The organism is Streptomyces sp. NPDC026672 (assembly GCF_040638185.1).
GTDB lineage: Bacteria > Actinomycetota > Actinomycetes > Streptomycetales > Streptomycetaceae > Streptomyces.
Genome location: NZ_JBEZXS010000004.1, coordinates 155,952 through 169,507 on the forward strand (window position 1 = coordinate 155,952; position 13,556 = coordinate 169,507).

The window sequence follows — 13,556 nt, forward strand, 5'->3', positions numbered from 1 at the left end:
GGGACGCGTCGTCGCCGGCCGTTACGAACTGTCCACGCTCATCGGGCAGGGTGGCATGGGCCAGGTGTGGACGGCGTACGACCAGCGGCTGGACCGGCGCGTGGCGGTGAAGCTGCTGCGCCCCGACAAGGTGGCCGGGCAGGAGGCGGACGAACTGCGCCGCCGGTTCGTGCGCGAGTGCCGGGTCACCGCGCAGGTCGACCACCCGGGCCTGGTGACGGTCCACGACGCGGGCAGCGAGGGCGAGGAGCTGTTCCTCGTCATGCAGTACGTCGACGGCGCGGACCTCTCCGACCACCTCGCCGAGCACGACCCCTACCCGTGGCAGTGGGCGGTCGCGGTCGCCGCGCAGCTGTGCGCCGTGCTGAGCGCCGTGCACGCCGTGCCGATCGTCCACCGCGACCTGAAGCCGCGCAACGTGATGGTGAAGCAGGACGGCACGGTCACCGTCCTCGACCTCGGTGTCGCCTCCGTCATGGACACCGACACCACCCGGCTGACGCACACCGGCTCCCCGATCGGCTCGCCCGCCTACATGGCGCCCGAGCAGGCGATGGGCGGCGCGGTCGGCCCGTACACCGACCTGTACGCGCTCGGGGTGCTGATGCACGAGCTGCTCAGCGGCGACGTCCCGTTCTCGGGCTCCACCGCGCTCGGCGTGCTCCACCGGCACCTGTACGAGCCGCCGCTGCCCGTGCGCCGGATCCGCCCCGAGGTCCCGGAGTCGCTGGAGGCGCTGGTGCTGCGCCTGCTCGCCAAGGACCCGCAGCACCGGCCCGCGTCCGCGCAGGAGGTGTACGAGCACCTGGCGCTGCTGCTGCCCGCGCGTGGGACGCCCACCGGGGCGCCCCTGGACCCCACGCGGCCCTTCCTGCGCCCGCACGCTCCCTGGCCGGACCGCGCGCGCACGCCCGCGCCCCAGCCCGCCCCCGTGGCGGCCGTGCCCGACAAGCACGACGTCGCGGCCGCCGTCGACGAGGTCAAGCGCCTCCTCGGCGAGGGCCGCATCACCCAGGCCGTCGACATCCTGGGCGCGATCCTGCCCACCGCCGCCGAACAGCACGGCGAGCACTCCCCGGTCGTGCGCACCCTGCGCAAGCAGTACGCGGCCACGCTCATGGACGACGGCCAGTACCGGCGCGCGCTGCCCGAACTGCGCCGCCTCGCCGACGAACGCGCCGCCGAGGCCGGCCCCGCCGACCCGCAGTCGCTGCGGTTCCGGCACGACGTCGCCCAGTGCCTGGAGCAGCTCGGGGAGCCGGCGGCGGCGCTCGCGGAGTACCGGGCGCTGCTGCCGTACTACGAGAACCAGTACGTGTCCGGTGATCCGCTCGTCGCCCACGACGTGCGCCGGCGCATCGGGCACCTGCTGCTCGCCCTCGGCGACCGGCCGGCCGCGCACGACACGCTCGCGCGGCTGCTCGTCGACGTGGAGCGCGTGCACGGGCCCGGTCACCCGCTGGCCGCGGAGATCCGGCGCACCCTCCAGTGGCTGGGACAGGTGCGCGGCTAGTTTTTGCCGTTACCTGAGGGAATCTTGTGAGCCGCTGGGGACGGGGTTTCCCGAACGCGGACGCGCCATTGGATAGGTTGCGATCCGTTTTGCGCGCCGTGCGCCTTCCGCCGTGCGCGCCGGCACCACGAGCACATCCAGGGGTGGGGTTCCCATGACCGGCCATCGGCTGTCGAAGAAGCGCAGATACATCACGTGGGCGGTGACCGGGACCGCCGTGCTGGCCGGGGCGGGTTTCGCCGCGCAGACCTCCATGGCCGCCACCGCGTGGCCCGCGCAGCGGACGTACACCGGGCGGGCCTTCGACACGTGCGCCGCGCCCTCCCTGTCCGCGATGAAGGCGTGGCACGGCGGTCTCTACGGCGCCGCGGCCGTCTACGTCGGCGGCCGCAACCGCGGCTGCGCCCAGCCCAACCTCACCGCCTCCTGGGTGAAGTCGGTGAGCGCCGTCGGCTGGAAGCTCATCCCCCTGTACGTCGGCGCCCAGCCGCCCTGCCAGAGCGGCGCCAACCCGGAGAAGCTCACCGCCGCCAACGCCTCCTCCCTGGGCGCGACGGACGGCGCCGACGCGGTGGCCAGGGCGTCCGCGCTCGGCATGAAGGTCGGCAGCCCGGTCTACCTCGACATGGAGGCGTACGACATCAGGAACACGTCGTGCAACAACGCCGTGCTCGCGTACGTCCGCGCCTTCGACAAGACCCTGCACGACAAGACCTACCGCGCGGGCTTCTACGGCTTCACCAGCTCAAGCGCCAAGGCGGTCGCGACCGCCACCAACAGGACGGACCTGCCGGGCAACCTCTGGTACGCGCTGTACGACCAGAAGAACACCACGACGACGGACTGGCCGTTCGCCACCGGGACGTACACCGACCACAGCCGGGCGCACCAGTACCTCGTCAACAGCAAGGAGTCCCGCGGCGGCTACACGATCACCGTGGACCGTGACGCGTGGGATGCCCCGGTGGCGATCACGGGCTGACGCCGCGGGCCCGCGGGGTGTGTGCCTCGCGCGCGGGTGGCAGGGCGGTGCTGTGCGCGGGTGGTGCGGTGGTGCCACGCGCGGGTGGTGAGGCGGTGCCCGAACAGGGAGTGAATCGTTGGTCGAATGGGTTGGCCGGAGGCTGCCCACTGCCTACCATCGATCACCGCAAGACTTTGTGCATCGCCGCACAATCTCCCTGGGAGGTTTCCTTGCACCGCCGCCGTCGCACCGCGCTCCTGCTCACCGCCGCGATCGCCGCGGCCCCCTTGCTGTCCGCCTGTGGAAGCGAAGCGCATCCGGGCGCCGCGGCCGTCGTCGGCGGGCAGCGGATCTCCGTGGCCCAGCTGGAGACCCGGGTGCAGGAGGTGCGGCAGGCACAGCGGGCCGCGGTGCCGGACGAGAGCCAGTACCAGCAGGTCCTCGCCTCCACCAGCAGCCTCACCCGCGACACCCTGCACACCATGGTCCTCGACCGGGTGCTGCACCGGGCCGCGCAGGACCAGGGCATCTCCGTCTCCCGCAAGGAGATCCAGGGGATGCGGACGGGACTGGCGCAGCAGGCCGGGGGAGACAGGGCGTTGCAGACGGCGTGGCTCCAGAAGTACGGCGTCGCGCCCAAGCGGCTCGACGAGAACCTGCGCCTCCAGCTGGAGGCGCAGAAGCTGGCGCAGACCCTGGGCACGGACACCACGGAGCCGGCCTTCTGGAAGGCCCTCTCCAAGGCGTCCCAGGAACTCCACGTCGACCTCAACCCGCGTTACGGCGCCTGGGACGCCCAGAAGAGCAGCCGGGTCGACGCGAAGACCCCGTGGGTACGAGAGGTCACGGCGGGCGGAATGCAGCAGCCGGCGTAGCCGGGGAGGGCGGGCGCCGGGAAACCGGGCCCGTCGGTGGAGTGAACGGGCCCGTCGGTGAGGGCGGGCCCGTCGGTGACAGCGGGTCCGGCGGCCCCACCCCCCCGGGTGAGAGCGGGCCCGCAGGCCCGCCCCCCAGGTGCCTGTGGATAACTCGTGGGGCTGTCCGCCGGGTGCGTTACGTTCGTTGCGTGGACATCACCAGTGTCGAAGTCGCCGCTCAGGAACCCGGTCCGGACGCCGCCCCCGGTCGGGTCGTTCTGCTCACCACCAGTCACCGGGTTGCCCCCGGCCTGCTGTCCTGGCCCGCCTGGCAGGCGCTGCGCGGCGCCGACCGGGTGCTGTGCGCGGACGGCGCCCATCCGCAGCTGCCGTATCTGCGCGAGGCCGGCATAACCGTCGACGAGGCGTCCCCGACCGCGCAGGACGTGGTCGACGCGTGCGCGGGCGGCCACACGGTGGTCGTCGTGGCGACCGGAGAGGGTGAGCCCGCGCTCACCGACGGGCTCGCCCGGCTCGCCGGATCGGGCCGGGTGCGGATGCCCGACCTGGAGCTGCTGCCCGCCTCCTACGACCTGCCCGGGGCCCGGCTGCTCGACCTCGTCCAGGTCATGGACCGCATCCGCGCCGAGTGCCCCTGGTCCTCCCGGCAGACCCACGAGGGCCTGGCGAAGTACGGCATCGAGGAGGCGTACGAGCTCGTCGAGGCGATCGAGGCCGGCGACCGCGACGAACTCCGCGAGGAACTGGGCGACGTCCTGCTCCAGGTCTTCTTCCACTCCCGGATAGCCGAGGAGCACCCCGACGCCCCGTTCTCCATAGACGACGTCGCGGGCGGCATCGTCGCCAAGCTCATCCACCGCCATCCGCACGTGTTCGGCGACGAGCGGGCCGAGACGCCCGAGGACGTCAAGGAGCACTGGCTGCGCACCAAGGCGGAGGAGAAGCGCCGGGACTCGGTGACCGACGGCGTCCCGCTCGGCCAGCCCGGCCTGGCCCTCACCGCCAAGCTCGCGTCCCGCGCGCGGACGGCGGGACTCGACGTGGCGCTGCCGCGCGGGGAGGGCGTGGGCTACGAACTGCTGGCCCTGGCGGCCCGCGCGGAGGCGGAGGGCGTGGACCCGGAGGCGGCCCTGCGCGCGGCGGCCCGCACCTACCGCGACGCCCTGCGCACAGCAGAGGGCCTGACCGCCGACCCCACCAAGCCCACGGAAGCCTGACCCCGCCGACCCTGCCGACCCCGCCGACCCTGCCGACCCGGGCGGCCCCCGACCCACGGGTCCGCCGCCCGGCCCCGGCTCACGTCGCCCGGCCCCGCCGCTTGGCCCCGGCCCCCGTCACCCCTCCGCTCCCACCCCGCGGCCTCCGGCGGGGCAGGGCCGGCGCCGGGATACCGTCGGTGGGTGAGTGAGCAGAGTCGTCCCCCGGTTTCCGGTCCCGAGTTGTTCAGCCGGGAGTTCGCCGCCGATCCGTATCCGGCCTACGCCTGGTTGCGGGAGCACGCGCCCGTGCGGTGGACGGAGTTGCCCAGTGGGGTCGAGGCGTGGCTGGTCACACGGTACGGCGACGCCAGGGCCGCCCTGGCGGACCCGAGGCTGTCCAAGAACCCCGCGCACCACGACGAACCCGAGCACGCCCGGGGCAGGACCGGCATCCCCGGCGAGCGCAAGGCCGAGCTGATGACGCACCTGCTCAACATCGACCCGCCGGACCACACCCGGCTGCGCCGACTGGTGAGCAAGGCGTTCACACCCCGCAGGGTCGCCGAGTTCGCGGACCGCGTGCAGGAGCTGACGGACCGTCTCATCGACGGCTTCGCACCCCATGGCCACGCCGACCTCATCCACGAGTTCGCCTTCCCGCTCCCCATCTACGCCATCTGCGACATGCTCGGCGTCCCGCGCGAGGACCAGGACGACTTCCGGGACTGGGCGGGCATGATGATCCGCCACGGCGGAGGCCCGCGCGGCGGCGTCGCACGGTCGGTGAAGAGGATGCGCGCCTACCTCGCCGACCTCATCCACCGCAAGCGCGAGGCACTGCCCGCCGACCCCGACCCGGGCGAGGACCTCATCTCCGCGCTCATCCGCGCCTCCGACCACGGTGAGCACCTCACCGAGAACGAGGCCGCGGCGATGGCGTTCATCCTGCTGTTCGCCGGGTTCGAGACACCGATGCAGGCAGGAGCAGAATTCAGGTTTTCGTGCTGAACCGCACCTGACCTGCTGATACGGCACTAGACGGCCCTCGGAGCCCCAGCGGCACGGGGGCCGTCGTCATGATCAACTAGATGGAGCCTCGGGAGTGAACGCCACCGGAAGGGTGCGCAGGCCCCGCATGATCAGCCCACCCCTCCACCGTAGATCGGCGGGGGCTACAGCTAGCTGAAGGTCTGGCAGGCGGCGGAACAACGTTTCCAGAGCAGTGCGCCCCTCCAGCCGGGCGAGGGGGGCGCCGAGGCAGTAGTGGATGCCGTGCCCGTACCCCAAGTGCTGGTTGTCCCGGCGGGCGAGATCGAGGGTGTCTGGCTCCTTGAAACGCTCGGGATCACGGTCCGCCGCCGCGAGCACCACGAGGACAGGGTCACCCTTTCGAATCGACTGTCCCCCAATTTCGAGGGCCTCGGTGGCGTACCGCCAGGTGGCCAACTCCACCGGGCCGTCGAAGCGCAGCAGCTCCTCCACGGCCCTATCGAGAAGAGAACTGTCGCCCCGCTCGGCTGCATCCTGGAAAACAGACCGCTGAGCGGGGTTCCGGAAGAACGCATGGGCGCTGTTGCCGATCAAGTTAATGGTCGTTTCGAAACCAGCAAAGAGGATCACGAACGCCATCGCCGCGGCCTCGTTCTCCGTCAGGTGCTCGCCGTGGTCGGACGCCCGGATGAGGTCCGAAATCAAGTCGTCGCAGAGATCCGCCCGCTTCTTGTGAATCAGCTCGGCGAGGTAAGCGCGAATCTTCTTCACTGACCGGGCGACGCCGCCCCTGGGCCCGCCCTGGTGGCGGATCATCATGCCCGCCCAGTCCCGGAAGTCGTCTTGGTCCTCCTCGGGGACGCCGAGCAGGTCGCAGATCGCGTAGATGGGCAGGGGGAAGGCGAAGTCGTGGATGAGGTCGGCCTCGCCACGCTCGGCAAAGTCGTCGATAAGACTGTCTGCCAGTTCCTGGACCCGAGGTGCGAAAAGCGCGGTCCTGCGCGGGGTAAAGGCTTTGGACACGAGGCGGCGCAGCCGGGTGTGGTCCGGGGGGTCGATGTTGAGCAGATGCGTCATGAGGCCGGCACCGCGCTCCCCTGGAATGCCAGTCTTGGCGCGGCCTTGAGCGTCATCAGCGTGATGCACCGGGTTCTTTGAGAGGCGACTATCGGCGAGTGTCTGCCGTGCGTCGGCGTACCGGGTCACGAGCCAGGCTTCGACTCCGCTGGGCAATACCGTCCGGTGCACGGGGGCGTGCTCGCGGAGCCAGGCGTAGGCGGGGTAGGGATCGGTGGCGAACTCCCAGGAGAAGAGTTCCGGCGTCGGGGTGCGGTTCACCTGACGACGGTATCGGGCGCCTCTACGGCTGGCGCCCACTGTCAGAACGAGAACTCACGACTCTAGGGAGGCGTAGAGGTGCAGCGTCCATGAGGCATACCGTTCGGTTGCGGCCCGAGGGTCGGTATCAGTGCACCGGCTGTCGGGCCGCCTTCGTTTCTCGCGAAAACGCCCACCAGGCAAAGTTCGGGTGTCCTAGGGTGCCGCTGCCGCACGGCTTCGTGCGGGAGCACATCGTGTACCCGAAATGGGGCACGGACCGGTCCTGTGCGAACTGGAACTGTGATGAGCCGGACCCGTCGCACCTTCACGGCCCTGAGCCGTTTTGCGACGACACCCAGTGTCCGTGCATGGCGCACACCTGCGACTGCGACGTGTGCAACGGCACGGTTTCCGCCCCGGGGCTGAACGTGCTCCGGGACAATCACGAGGGCGACGAGGCGGAGAAGCTGAGTCGTCGAGACAAAGTGGGGTGAAAGGGCGACATGAGTCACGTCGTGGCGAAGCTGGAGAAGAAGTCCGGCGGCGATGAACGGCAGGTCGGCCGTGGCTGAGATGGGCGCCGGCCAGATGCCGAAGGGTGATCCGTTCGAGGTGATCCTGCGGCAGGGGGAGATCCTGGCGGAATGGACCGAGCGTCTGCGAACGGACCTGGAGGCCATGGAGGCGCTGTTCGAGTCGGGCACGGCCGGCCCGGCGGCGACCATGGACGCGTCGGACGGTGCTCTGGAAGAGCACACGCTGGCGCTGCGGGCGGAGACGCTGAAGGCATTCCAGCACCTTCAGACGAAGGCCCGTGAGGTGGAACTGCACCTGGCGAACAAGGTCGGGAACGTGCACCAGATCCTGGGTGTCGAGAAGGAGAGTGACCGACGTGACTGATCTGCGCAGGCTGCGTAGCCGCTGACCAACGCGGCCGTTAGAGCCCCTCGTTCCTTCGGGATCGGGGGGCTTCGTCATGTCTGGAGGAGCGGCATGCCGGTTTTGCATTTCCTGTTTCAGAGCGATGTGTCGACGGTCCTGACGGCCGTGATCACGGCGGGCGTATCTCTCGGGATCACGATGTGGGCTTCGAGGGACAAGGAGCCTAAGAAAGGTCGAAGGCAGTGAAAATTCCCCCGGAGACAGACCCGGGTGGTAGACAGGCGCCCATGGAAGAGCAGAAGGGCGGCCGGCATTCGGCGGTGGTCGATGCCGTTCGGGAGATGGAGGCAGCGGCGCGGGATGACGCGCTGCTGGCCGTGGGGGCGACGAGCCGGAGCCTGGCTCGACGGCTGGGGGTGACCGAGACGACCGCTCTGCGGTATCTGCGGGAGACGATCGCGGCGGGCCATCTCGTGGAGGTCGGGCACATCGGCCGTAAGCTGCTGCTCCCGTGGCCGGCAGAGCTGGCGAGCCCGCCGGAGCGCTGGGCGACGGGCGAGGTATCGCGTGGCACCTTCCGGTTGGTGACTTCCCGCGAAACCGGTCCGGCCATGGCGAAGATCCGATTCGTCTTCGCGCCGGAGCGGTTGAAGCAGGTGATGGACAAGGCCGTGGCGGAGGAAGCCGCAAAGGCGGCCGAGCAGCGGGCGAAGGACGACGCTGACGAGGCAGTGGAGCAGGCCGTGTTCGCGGAGAACTATCCGGCCCTCGCGGTTTTGCTCTCACGGCTCCAAGAACGGGTGCCCCCGGTGGGCTCAGCGCGTGGCGTGCGCTTCTACGCGGAGGAGCGTCCGGAGGGGCGCGTGCGTGGGCGAGTGACCATCGAGATGGGCGACGCGCACTTCGATGCCTTGGAGGAGATCCTGCGCACCGGGCTGCGGCCCGGCGCCGAGTAGGACACGGTTCCTGTGGAGGGGCCCGGCGAGGGAGCTACTCCCTCGGTACGGGCTCCTCGACGATCTCGGCGTCCATGATGCCCATCTGGCTGAAGGCTTGTTCGGCTGACACTGTCCCGACGGGGGACAGCGCGGGGGGCCCATCCGACTTGGGGCCGAAGAGGCGCGAGATCAGCCCGACCTCTGCGTTGTCCTTCGACTGCATCTTCATCGAGAAGGTGAAACCCGACTCTTCGATGTCGCTCTTGAGCTTGACGAACTTGGCGAGGCGATCCATTTCCTGGGAGAGATTTGGGTCGGCGTACCCGCCTTCCACCTCCTCTGACATGCGCATCGAGAAGACGCGCATGGCCTGCATGCTGATCATGCTGTCCAGAAGGGCGATGTACTGCTCCTTGGTGCGGACGCGTACAGGCATCTCGTACGCACAGGATTCCCCGGGCTGGTACTCGGGGCACTTTTGGGCCAGGAAGCATCCGTCGCAGACGCGGACGCCGGGGTCGACGGCGTTGATGCGGTGCTCGGTGCGGGTCTTGCGTTCCCCGGTGTCGGGGTCGGTGTAGCGGTGGGTGAACTCCTCGGTCGCGATGCCGGGGAGGAGCTTCTTCACCCGTGTGGCGGGCGGTTCAGTTACCCCCTCGTGCTCCTCTTCTGAAGAGGTCGCCGCAACTGTGGTGGCACTGCTTTCCGCGTTTCCGGAACCGGGGGGTAGGGCGGTGGCAGTTACTCCCTTGCCGTGGCGCTGCGAAATGTGGGCGATCTGGTGCTGCCACGACCACAGGCTGAGGCGGAGGTTCTCCGTGGCGTCGTCGGCGTCGATGAGGTCGATGTCGAGGCCGGCGCCCGTGATCAGTGTGCGGTGACGCTTTCGGGCCTGTCCCTTGTAGCGGGCCGGGTAGCGCTTCATCTCGTTGCCGGTCCACACGAACGTCTCGCCATGCTGTGCGGCCGACAACCAGGTGGTGGAGGAGACGCTGTACCAGTCGGCGGCGAGCATGAGCGGCGGGCTGGAGAAGCCCATGCCGTGGAGCTTGATGTGCCGACTGAGGGAGCGCAGCGTGGGGATGATGTCCCGGTCCCCGCATGTCCCTTGGCCGACGGCGATGTAGGGGAACTGGTCAGCCATGCGCTTGAGGACGTCCAGACCCCACTCCTCGTGCCAGACGACGATCGACTTCTCCGGGTCGAGGTGCTGCCGGCGGGCTTCGATCCAGTCCCTGCCCATGGGGAGGGCGTCGAACTCGACGTACGCCTGGACGCGATCCACGTTCTGCTCAACGAACTCGTCGTAGTGGGTGGCGATGTCCTGGATTTCCTCGGGGGTGACTTCGACGCCGGCCCGGTTCAACGTGTGGCAGCCACTGTCCAGGAAGACGGACTGCTCGGGGGTGTAGTGCTCCGCGATAGACCAGGGCTTGGAGAACTTCACCCGCCGGCGCAGGCCCATGTAGCTCATGCCGACGTGGGGGACGCCCTCGGCGGCCAGGAGGCTGCGGTGGGAGGGGATTTCTGCGCCGGCGAAGTAGAAGATCACGTCGGTGTCTCCGGGGTGGCTGCGTCGTAGAACTGCTGGCGCCGGAAGGACCGGTTGTCCTCGGCGCAGATCCCGGCGATGTCGCGGGTGATGTAGGTGATGGCGTCTTCGTGCTCGGGGTAGTACTCGCGGGCCTGCCGCAAGATCTGGGCGAAGGCCCGGTAGTGCTTGCGGGACATGGCCACGGGTCAGTCCTGCCGCGGGTCGACGAACTCCACCTGGGTTGCGCCGTCGTGGCCGTGGATGTGCTCGACGTGGTCGACGCTGTCGTACTGGGCGTGCGTGGCGACCTCGGTACGCCAGCGCAGAGCGCAGGTGCCGTCAGGCCACTCGACGCCGTCAGCGACATGTCCCGCTCCGGAGACGCCGGTGACGTCGGTGCGACGGACGAGCTTGAAGCGGCGGGGGGCGAGATGCGCGGGGATGATCATCGTTGCTCCGGTGCGTGGGGGGTGAGTCGGATGTCGTGCTGGCGCTCGACGGCGCCGGCGAGGTCGTCCCAGGGGCGGATGGCCGACGGGCCGGCAGAGGGATTGCGAGGGCCCTGGAATGCGGGGGTGACCAGGGCGGTGTTCCAGCCCGCGGCCAGTTCGGCGGCGGCGCAAGCGGGGTCGGACTCGATGACGAGGGCGCCGATGCGCCAGGCGCGGACCCGATGGAGGGCTTCGAGGCGGCCGGCAGGTCCGGGCTCGGGGGTGTGGAGGTAGGACTGGTGGCCGGTGATGTGGCGCTTTTGCAGCCACAGGGCGATGTCCTGCTCGGTCCAGGTGTGGGAGAGCAGGTGAAGCCGGCAGTTCTTGTTCAGCGCCTGGTAGAGGCCCCAGCCGGTGTCGTAGTGGCCCTCGCTGTCGGGGACGCGCAAGACGCCCTCGACGACCATCACCGCGGCGAGCACGAGGGCCTCAGAGCTTGAGCTGGTCGGCGAGGGACTTGTTGGCGGCGGCCTGCTGCATCTGCGCCGTCATGGCCATGAGCTGGTGCGCGGTGATCGCGGCCTGCTTGCTGGCCTCGATGTCGGAGACGACTTCGGAGGCGCCGAACTTCATCTCGATGACGCTGGCGGTGTGTTCGACGGTGACGGGCTTGAAGAAGTCCGTGATGGCTTCCCACTCGCCGTTCTTGTGCTGCACGACCAGGAAGGCGGTGCGGGCCTGGAGAGTGCCGTCGGGGCCGTTCGGGGTGGGGGTTTCCATGGGCACGGTGGCTCCTAGTCGATTTCGTGTGCGTAGATTTCTTCTTTTTCCTGCCGGCGGGCTTGGCGGCGTTCTTTGTCGCGGGCGCGGATGCATGTGATGCACTCGCGGCGGCCGGAATGCCAGCGGGTATTTTCTTCGCTGTATTCGTGACCCTTGGGGCAGTGGGTTTTCCGTGCGTTGCGAGCCGAGAAGGATTCGCCGCGAGCTACGTTCTCGGTAGCGGGTACGGGCTCCAGGTGGTCTGGGTTGCAGCAGGCGCGAATACGGCATCGGTGGTCGACATGCCAGCCGGGCGGCACGGTCTTCTGGTTGGCCAGTTCCCACGCGATGATGTGGGTGCCTTTGACTTGGCCGTTGGGCAGTCTGAATTTCCCGTAGCCGTAGTCGTCCTTGGCGCCGAGCCATATGTGGCAGTCGTCGAATTCGGTGCCCTTGTCGACCTTGTCGAAGTAGCGGCGCTCCCAGCCACCGGCCGGGGGCCGTCGCGGCGGGGTCATTCGTACAGCCCCAGCCTGTGCCGTACCTTCTGCTCGTTCACGCTCCGGATCGGGCAGTAGTCGCAGAGGTAGCGCTGACCGGCGGGGTTGGACTTGTCCCACTTGGGCAGGCCCTCGGCCTTGCGGTCGCCAGCAGTGGGCGGCGTGAGGAGCTTCTTGTCGGAGTGGAAATCGGAGCAGGTCTCCGGCCGGCCCCGGCCGCGCCAGCACTTCATGGCGTCGTCCTTGAGGGTGTCCACCGCCTGGTAGACCCAGGGCTCCATTCCGGTGGCTCCCTCTTCTTGCCAGACACGCTTGAGGATTTCCTCGCGGGCGGAGCTGTCGGAATGCCAGCGGTCCTCGTCCACGCCCTGGACCGGGTAGAGCCGGCCGAAATGCCTTTCACCATTGGGGTACTGGTGCTTGGCTACGGCGTATTCGAGGACCGTGTCTCCGCGCGGGTCACCCTCGTAGTGCGGGAGCACTTCGGTGGAGTGGCAATCCTTGCAAAGGAGTAGGCGGATCTGCGTCATGCGTTGACGCTAATACCACCCATTTTTCTGCCAGAAATTCCAGGCTCCACACGGGCTTCCGTAGCGGGCCTTCATATAGGAAAGCCCCCACCGCATTTGCGTGAGGGGGCTGGTGCGCCAGTCGGAGCCGGCCGATGCCATCTTGGAGCCGGGCAGTGCCTGGAAGAGGCCGTAGGCACCTGAACTCGGATTGACGGCCCGGTGGTTCCAGCCGCTTTCGTGCTCGACCACTGCGCTCAGACAGGAGTACTGGGCGGAGGAGAGCCGTGAACGGGCGAGGGACTGGGCGCCGGACACGGTGGCCGTGTGAGCGGGAAGCCCGCGGCTCCGAGAGCGGTTGGCGCGCGGCGGCGCGGCGGGGCGCTTGGCCTCTGCGGTGGCCTTCGCTGCTGCGCGGCGTTCGGCGGCGACCTTGGCCTCTTGTGCTCGCTGCTCTGCGGCGGCCTTGGCCTCTTGTGCTCGGCGCTTGGCGGCGGCCTCTGCGGCGGCTTCGCGGTGCGCGGCGGCTTGGGCGGCGGCCTGGAGCTGGAGGGCCTCGATGACCTTGAGGTGGTCGTCGGGCAGGGCGTCGAGGTTCGTCATCGACGGCATGAGCACAGGCTGCGGGGTGGGGCCGTCGGGCTTGGCGTCGGCCGGCGCGACCACCAATGCGGTCGTCAAGAGTGTGGCGAGGGCGACGGCCGAGGCGATGCGGAATGAGCGCCAGGGAATGTCGGGGAGTTGCGGGCGGGACACGGGGTGGCCTTTCAACGGGGACAGAACCCCGGCCATCCCGCAGGCGTTCCGGCGTCCGTCACCCTAAAGGGCCGAAAAATGATCCTGGTAGCCGCTAAACGGGCGGCGGTCCGTAGATCGGGTTGTGGGGCTTGGCGGGCGGAGTGGCGTAGGCCGGCGGGCGGGCCAGGCCGAGGAACCACCCGAAGGCGGGGCTCGCCTTGGTCTCCAGCAGGCGGAAGAGGCCGTAGTAGACGACGGCGAACGCGGCGGTGAGTCCGCCGGCGAGCGCCTGTTCGTCAATGTCGACGTAGATGCCGGCCAAGAGCGTGCCGAGCCAGCCGACGATGACGGGGACGGCGGTTCGCCACCACGAGCAGAGCAGGTCGTAGAGAGTCATA

Annotated in this window: 16 protein-coding genes and 1 pseudogene; 7 read left to right on the forward strand and 10 right to left on the reverse strand. The window is 69.3% G+C overall.

The window, feature by feature from the left end; translation table 11 throughout:
- The first annotated feature begins 28 nt into the window (after positions 1 to 28).
- The 5 genes and pseudogenes from AB0F77_RS05555 to AB0F77_RS05575 form a co-directional block, all read left to right on the forward strand.
- Positions 29 to 1,513, forward strand: a complete 1,485-nt coding sequence (locus AB0F77_RS05555) for a serine/threonine-protein kinase (protein ID WP_361942548.1) — start codon at positions 29 to 31, stop codon at positions 1,511 to 1,513.
- A gap of 154 nt (positions 1,514 to 1,667) precedes the next feature.
- Positions 1,668 to 2,495 (forward strand): glycoside hydrolase domain-containing protein, encoded by an 828-nt coding sequence (locus AB0F77_RS05560; RefSeq protein ID WP_361941890.1) that lies wholly within the window; start codon positions 1,668 to 1,670, stop codon positions 2,493 to 2,495.
- Between the two features lie 212 nt (positions 2,496 to 2,707).
- On the forward strand, positions 2,708 to 3,352 hold the full coding sequence (locus AB0F77_RS05565; protein ID WP_361941893.1) for a SurA N-terminal domain-containing protein: 645 nt from the start codon (positions 2,708 to 2,710) through the stop codon (positions 3,350 to 3,352).
- Positions 3,353 to 3,543: 191 nt separating this feature from the next.
- The gene (locus tag AB0F77_RS05570) at positions 3,544 to 4,572 is read left to right on the forward strand and encodes a nucleoside triphosphate pyrophosphohydrolase (protein ID WP_361941896.1); all 1,029 of its coding nucleotides are present in this window, start codon (positions 3,544 to 3,546) and stop codon (positions 4,570 to 4,572) included.
- Positions 4,573 to 4,755: 183 nt separating this feature from the next.
- A pseudogene (locus AB0F77_RS05575) lies at positions 4,756 to 5,523 on the forward strand (cytochrome P450); the annotation flags it as partial.
- Positions 5,524 to 5,634: 111 nt separating this feature from the next.
- Here the strand turns inward: AB0F77_RS05575 and AB0F77_RS05580 are convergent.
- Entirely contained in the window at positions 5,635 to 6,882 is a 1,248-nt protein-coding gene (locus AB0F77_RS05580) for a cytochrome P450 (RefSeq protein ID WP_361941899.1), read from the reverse strand.
- Between the two features lie 528 nt (positions 6,883 to 7,410).
- Here AB0F77_RS05580 and AB0F77_RS05585 point away from each other — a divergent pair.
- Complete coding sequence (locus AB0F77_RS05585; protein ID WP_361941901.1) at positions 7,411 to 7,764, forward strand: hypothetical protein; 354 nt, start codon at positions 7,411 to 7,413, stop codon at positions 7,762 to 7,764.
- A gap of 269 nt (positions 7,765 to 8,033) precedes the next feature.
- The gene (locus AB0F77_RS05590) at positions 8,034 to 8,702 is read left to right on the forward strand and encodes a hypothetical protein (RefSeq protein WP_361941903.1); all 669 of its coding nucleotides are present in this window, start codon (positions 8,034 to 8,036) and stop codon (positions 8,700 to 8,702) included.
- 34 nt (positions 8,703 to 8,736) lie between these two features.
- Here AB0F77_RS05590 and AB0F77_RS05595 read toward each other — a convergent pair whose 3' ends face one another.
- Genes AB0F77_RS05595 through AB0F77_RS05635 form a run of 9 tightly spaced genes read right to left on the reverse strand, consistent with a single transcriptional unit; the run spans position 8,737 to position 13,555 of the window.
- Positions 8,737 to 10,236 (reverse strand): hypothetical protein, encoded by a 1,500-nt coding sequence (locus AB0F77_RS05595; RefSeq protein WP_361941906.1) that lies wholly within the window; start codon positions 10,234 to 10,236, stop codon positions 8,737 to 8,739.
- On the reverse strand, positions 10,233 to 10,421 hold the full coding sequence (locus AB0F77_RS05600) for a hypothetical protein (RefSeq protein ID WP_361941909.1): 189 nt from the start codon (positions 10,419 to 10,421) through the stop codon (positions 10,233 to 10,235). The genes AB0F77_RS05595 and AB0F77_RS05600 overlap by 4 nt, the downstream gene beginning before the upstream one ends.
- 3 nt (positions 10,422 to 10,424) lie before the next feature.
- On the reverse strand, positions 10,425 to 10,667 hold the full coding sequence (locus AB0F77_RS05605; RefSeq protein ID WP_361941912.1) for a hypothetical protein: 243 nt from the start codon (positions 10,665 to 10,667) through the stop codon (positions 10,425 to 10,427).
- A complete protein-coding gene (locus tag AB0F77_RS05610; protein WP_361941915.1) occupies positions 10,664 to 11,131 on the reverse strand; it encodes a hypothetical protein in 468 nt (155 codons plus the stop codon). The genes AB0F77_RS05605 and AB0F77_RS05610 overlap by 4 nt, the downstream gene beginning before the upstream one ends.
- 7 nt (positions 11,132 to 11,138) lie before the next feature.
- Complete coding sequence (locus AB0F77_RS05615) at positions 11,139 to 11,429, reverse strand: hypothetical protein (RefSeq protein WP_361941918.1); 291 nt, start codon at positions 11,427 to 11,429, stop codon at positions 11,139 to 11,141.
- 14 nt (positions 11,430 to 11,443) lie between these two features.
- The gene (locus tag AB0F77_RS05620; RefSeq protein WP_361941921.1) at positions 11,444 to 11,929 is read right to left on the reverse strand and encodes an HNH endonuclease signature motif containing protein; all 486 of its coding nucleotides are present in this window, start codon (positions 11,927 to 11,929) and stop codon (positions 11,444 to 11,446) included.
- Positions 11,926 to 12,441 (reverse strand): hypothetical protein, encoded by a 516-nt coding sequence (locus AB0F77_RS05625; protein ID WP_361941924.1) that lies wholly within the window; start codon positions 12,439 to 12,441, stop codon positions 11,926 to 11,928. The genes AB0F77_RS05620 and AB0F77_RS05625 overlap by 4 nt, the downstream gene beginning before the upstream one ends.
- Positions 12,442 to 12,450: 9 nt before the next feature.
- Entirely contained in the window at positions 12,451 to 13,212 is a 762-nt protein-coding gene (locus AB0F77_RS05630) for a transglycosylase SLT domain-containing protein (RefSeq protein ID WP_361941927.1), read from the reverse strand.
- Between the two features lie 58 nt (positions 13,213 to 13,270).
- The gene (locus AB0F77_RS05635; protein ID WP_361941930.1) at positions 13,271 to 13,555 is read right to left on the reverse strand and encodes a hypothetical protein; all 285 of its coding nucleotides are present in this window, start codon (positions 13,553 to 13,555) and stop codon (positions 13,271 to 13,273) included.
- Position 13,556 lies beyond the last annotated feature (1 nt).

What these genes read in the sequence shown, in the direction of transcription:
- AB0F77_RS05560 (WP_361941890.1), top strand. Translation starts at nt 1,668, where the DNA reads ATGACCGGCCATCGGCTGTCGAAGAAGCGCAGATACATCACGTGGGCG.
- AB0F77_RS05585 (WP_361941901.1), top strand. Translation starts at nt 7,411, where the DNA reads ATGAACGGCAGGTCGGCCGTGGCTGAGATGGGCGCCGGCCAGATGCCG.
- AB0F77_RS05590 (WP_361941903.1), top strand. Translation starts at nt 8,034, where the DNA reads ATGGAAGAGCAGAAGGGCGGCCGGCATTCGGCGGTGGTCGATGCCGTT.
- AB0F77_RS05605 (WP_361941912.1), bottom strand. Translation starts at nt 10,667, where the DNA reads ATGATCATCCCCGCGCATCTCGCCCCCCGCCGCTTCAAGCTCGTCCGT.
- AB0F77_RS05615 (WP_361941918.1), bottom strand. Translation starts at nt 11,429, where the DNA reads ATGGAAACCCCCACCCCGAACGGCCCCGACGGCACTCTCCAGGCCCGC.
- AB0F77_RS05620 (WP_361941921.1), bottom strand. Translation starts at nt 11,929, where the DNA reads ATGACCCCGCCGCGACGGCCCCCGGCCGGTGGCTGGGAGCGCCGCTAC.
- AB0F77_RS05625 (WP_361941924.1), bottom strand. Translation starts at nt 12,441, where the DNA reads ATGACGCAGATCCGCCTACTCCTTTGCAAGGATTGCCACTCCACCGAA.
- AB0F77_RS05630 (WP_361941927.1), bottom strand. Translation starts at nt 13,212, where the DNA reads ATGGCCGGGGTTCTGTCCCCGTTGAAAGGCCACCCCGTGTCCCGCCCG.
- AB0F77_RS05635 (WP_361941930.1), bottom strand. Translation starts at nt 13,555, where the DNA reads ATGACTCTCTACGACCTGCTCTGCTCGTGGTGGCGAACCGCCGTCCCC.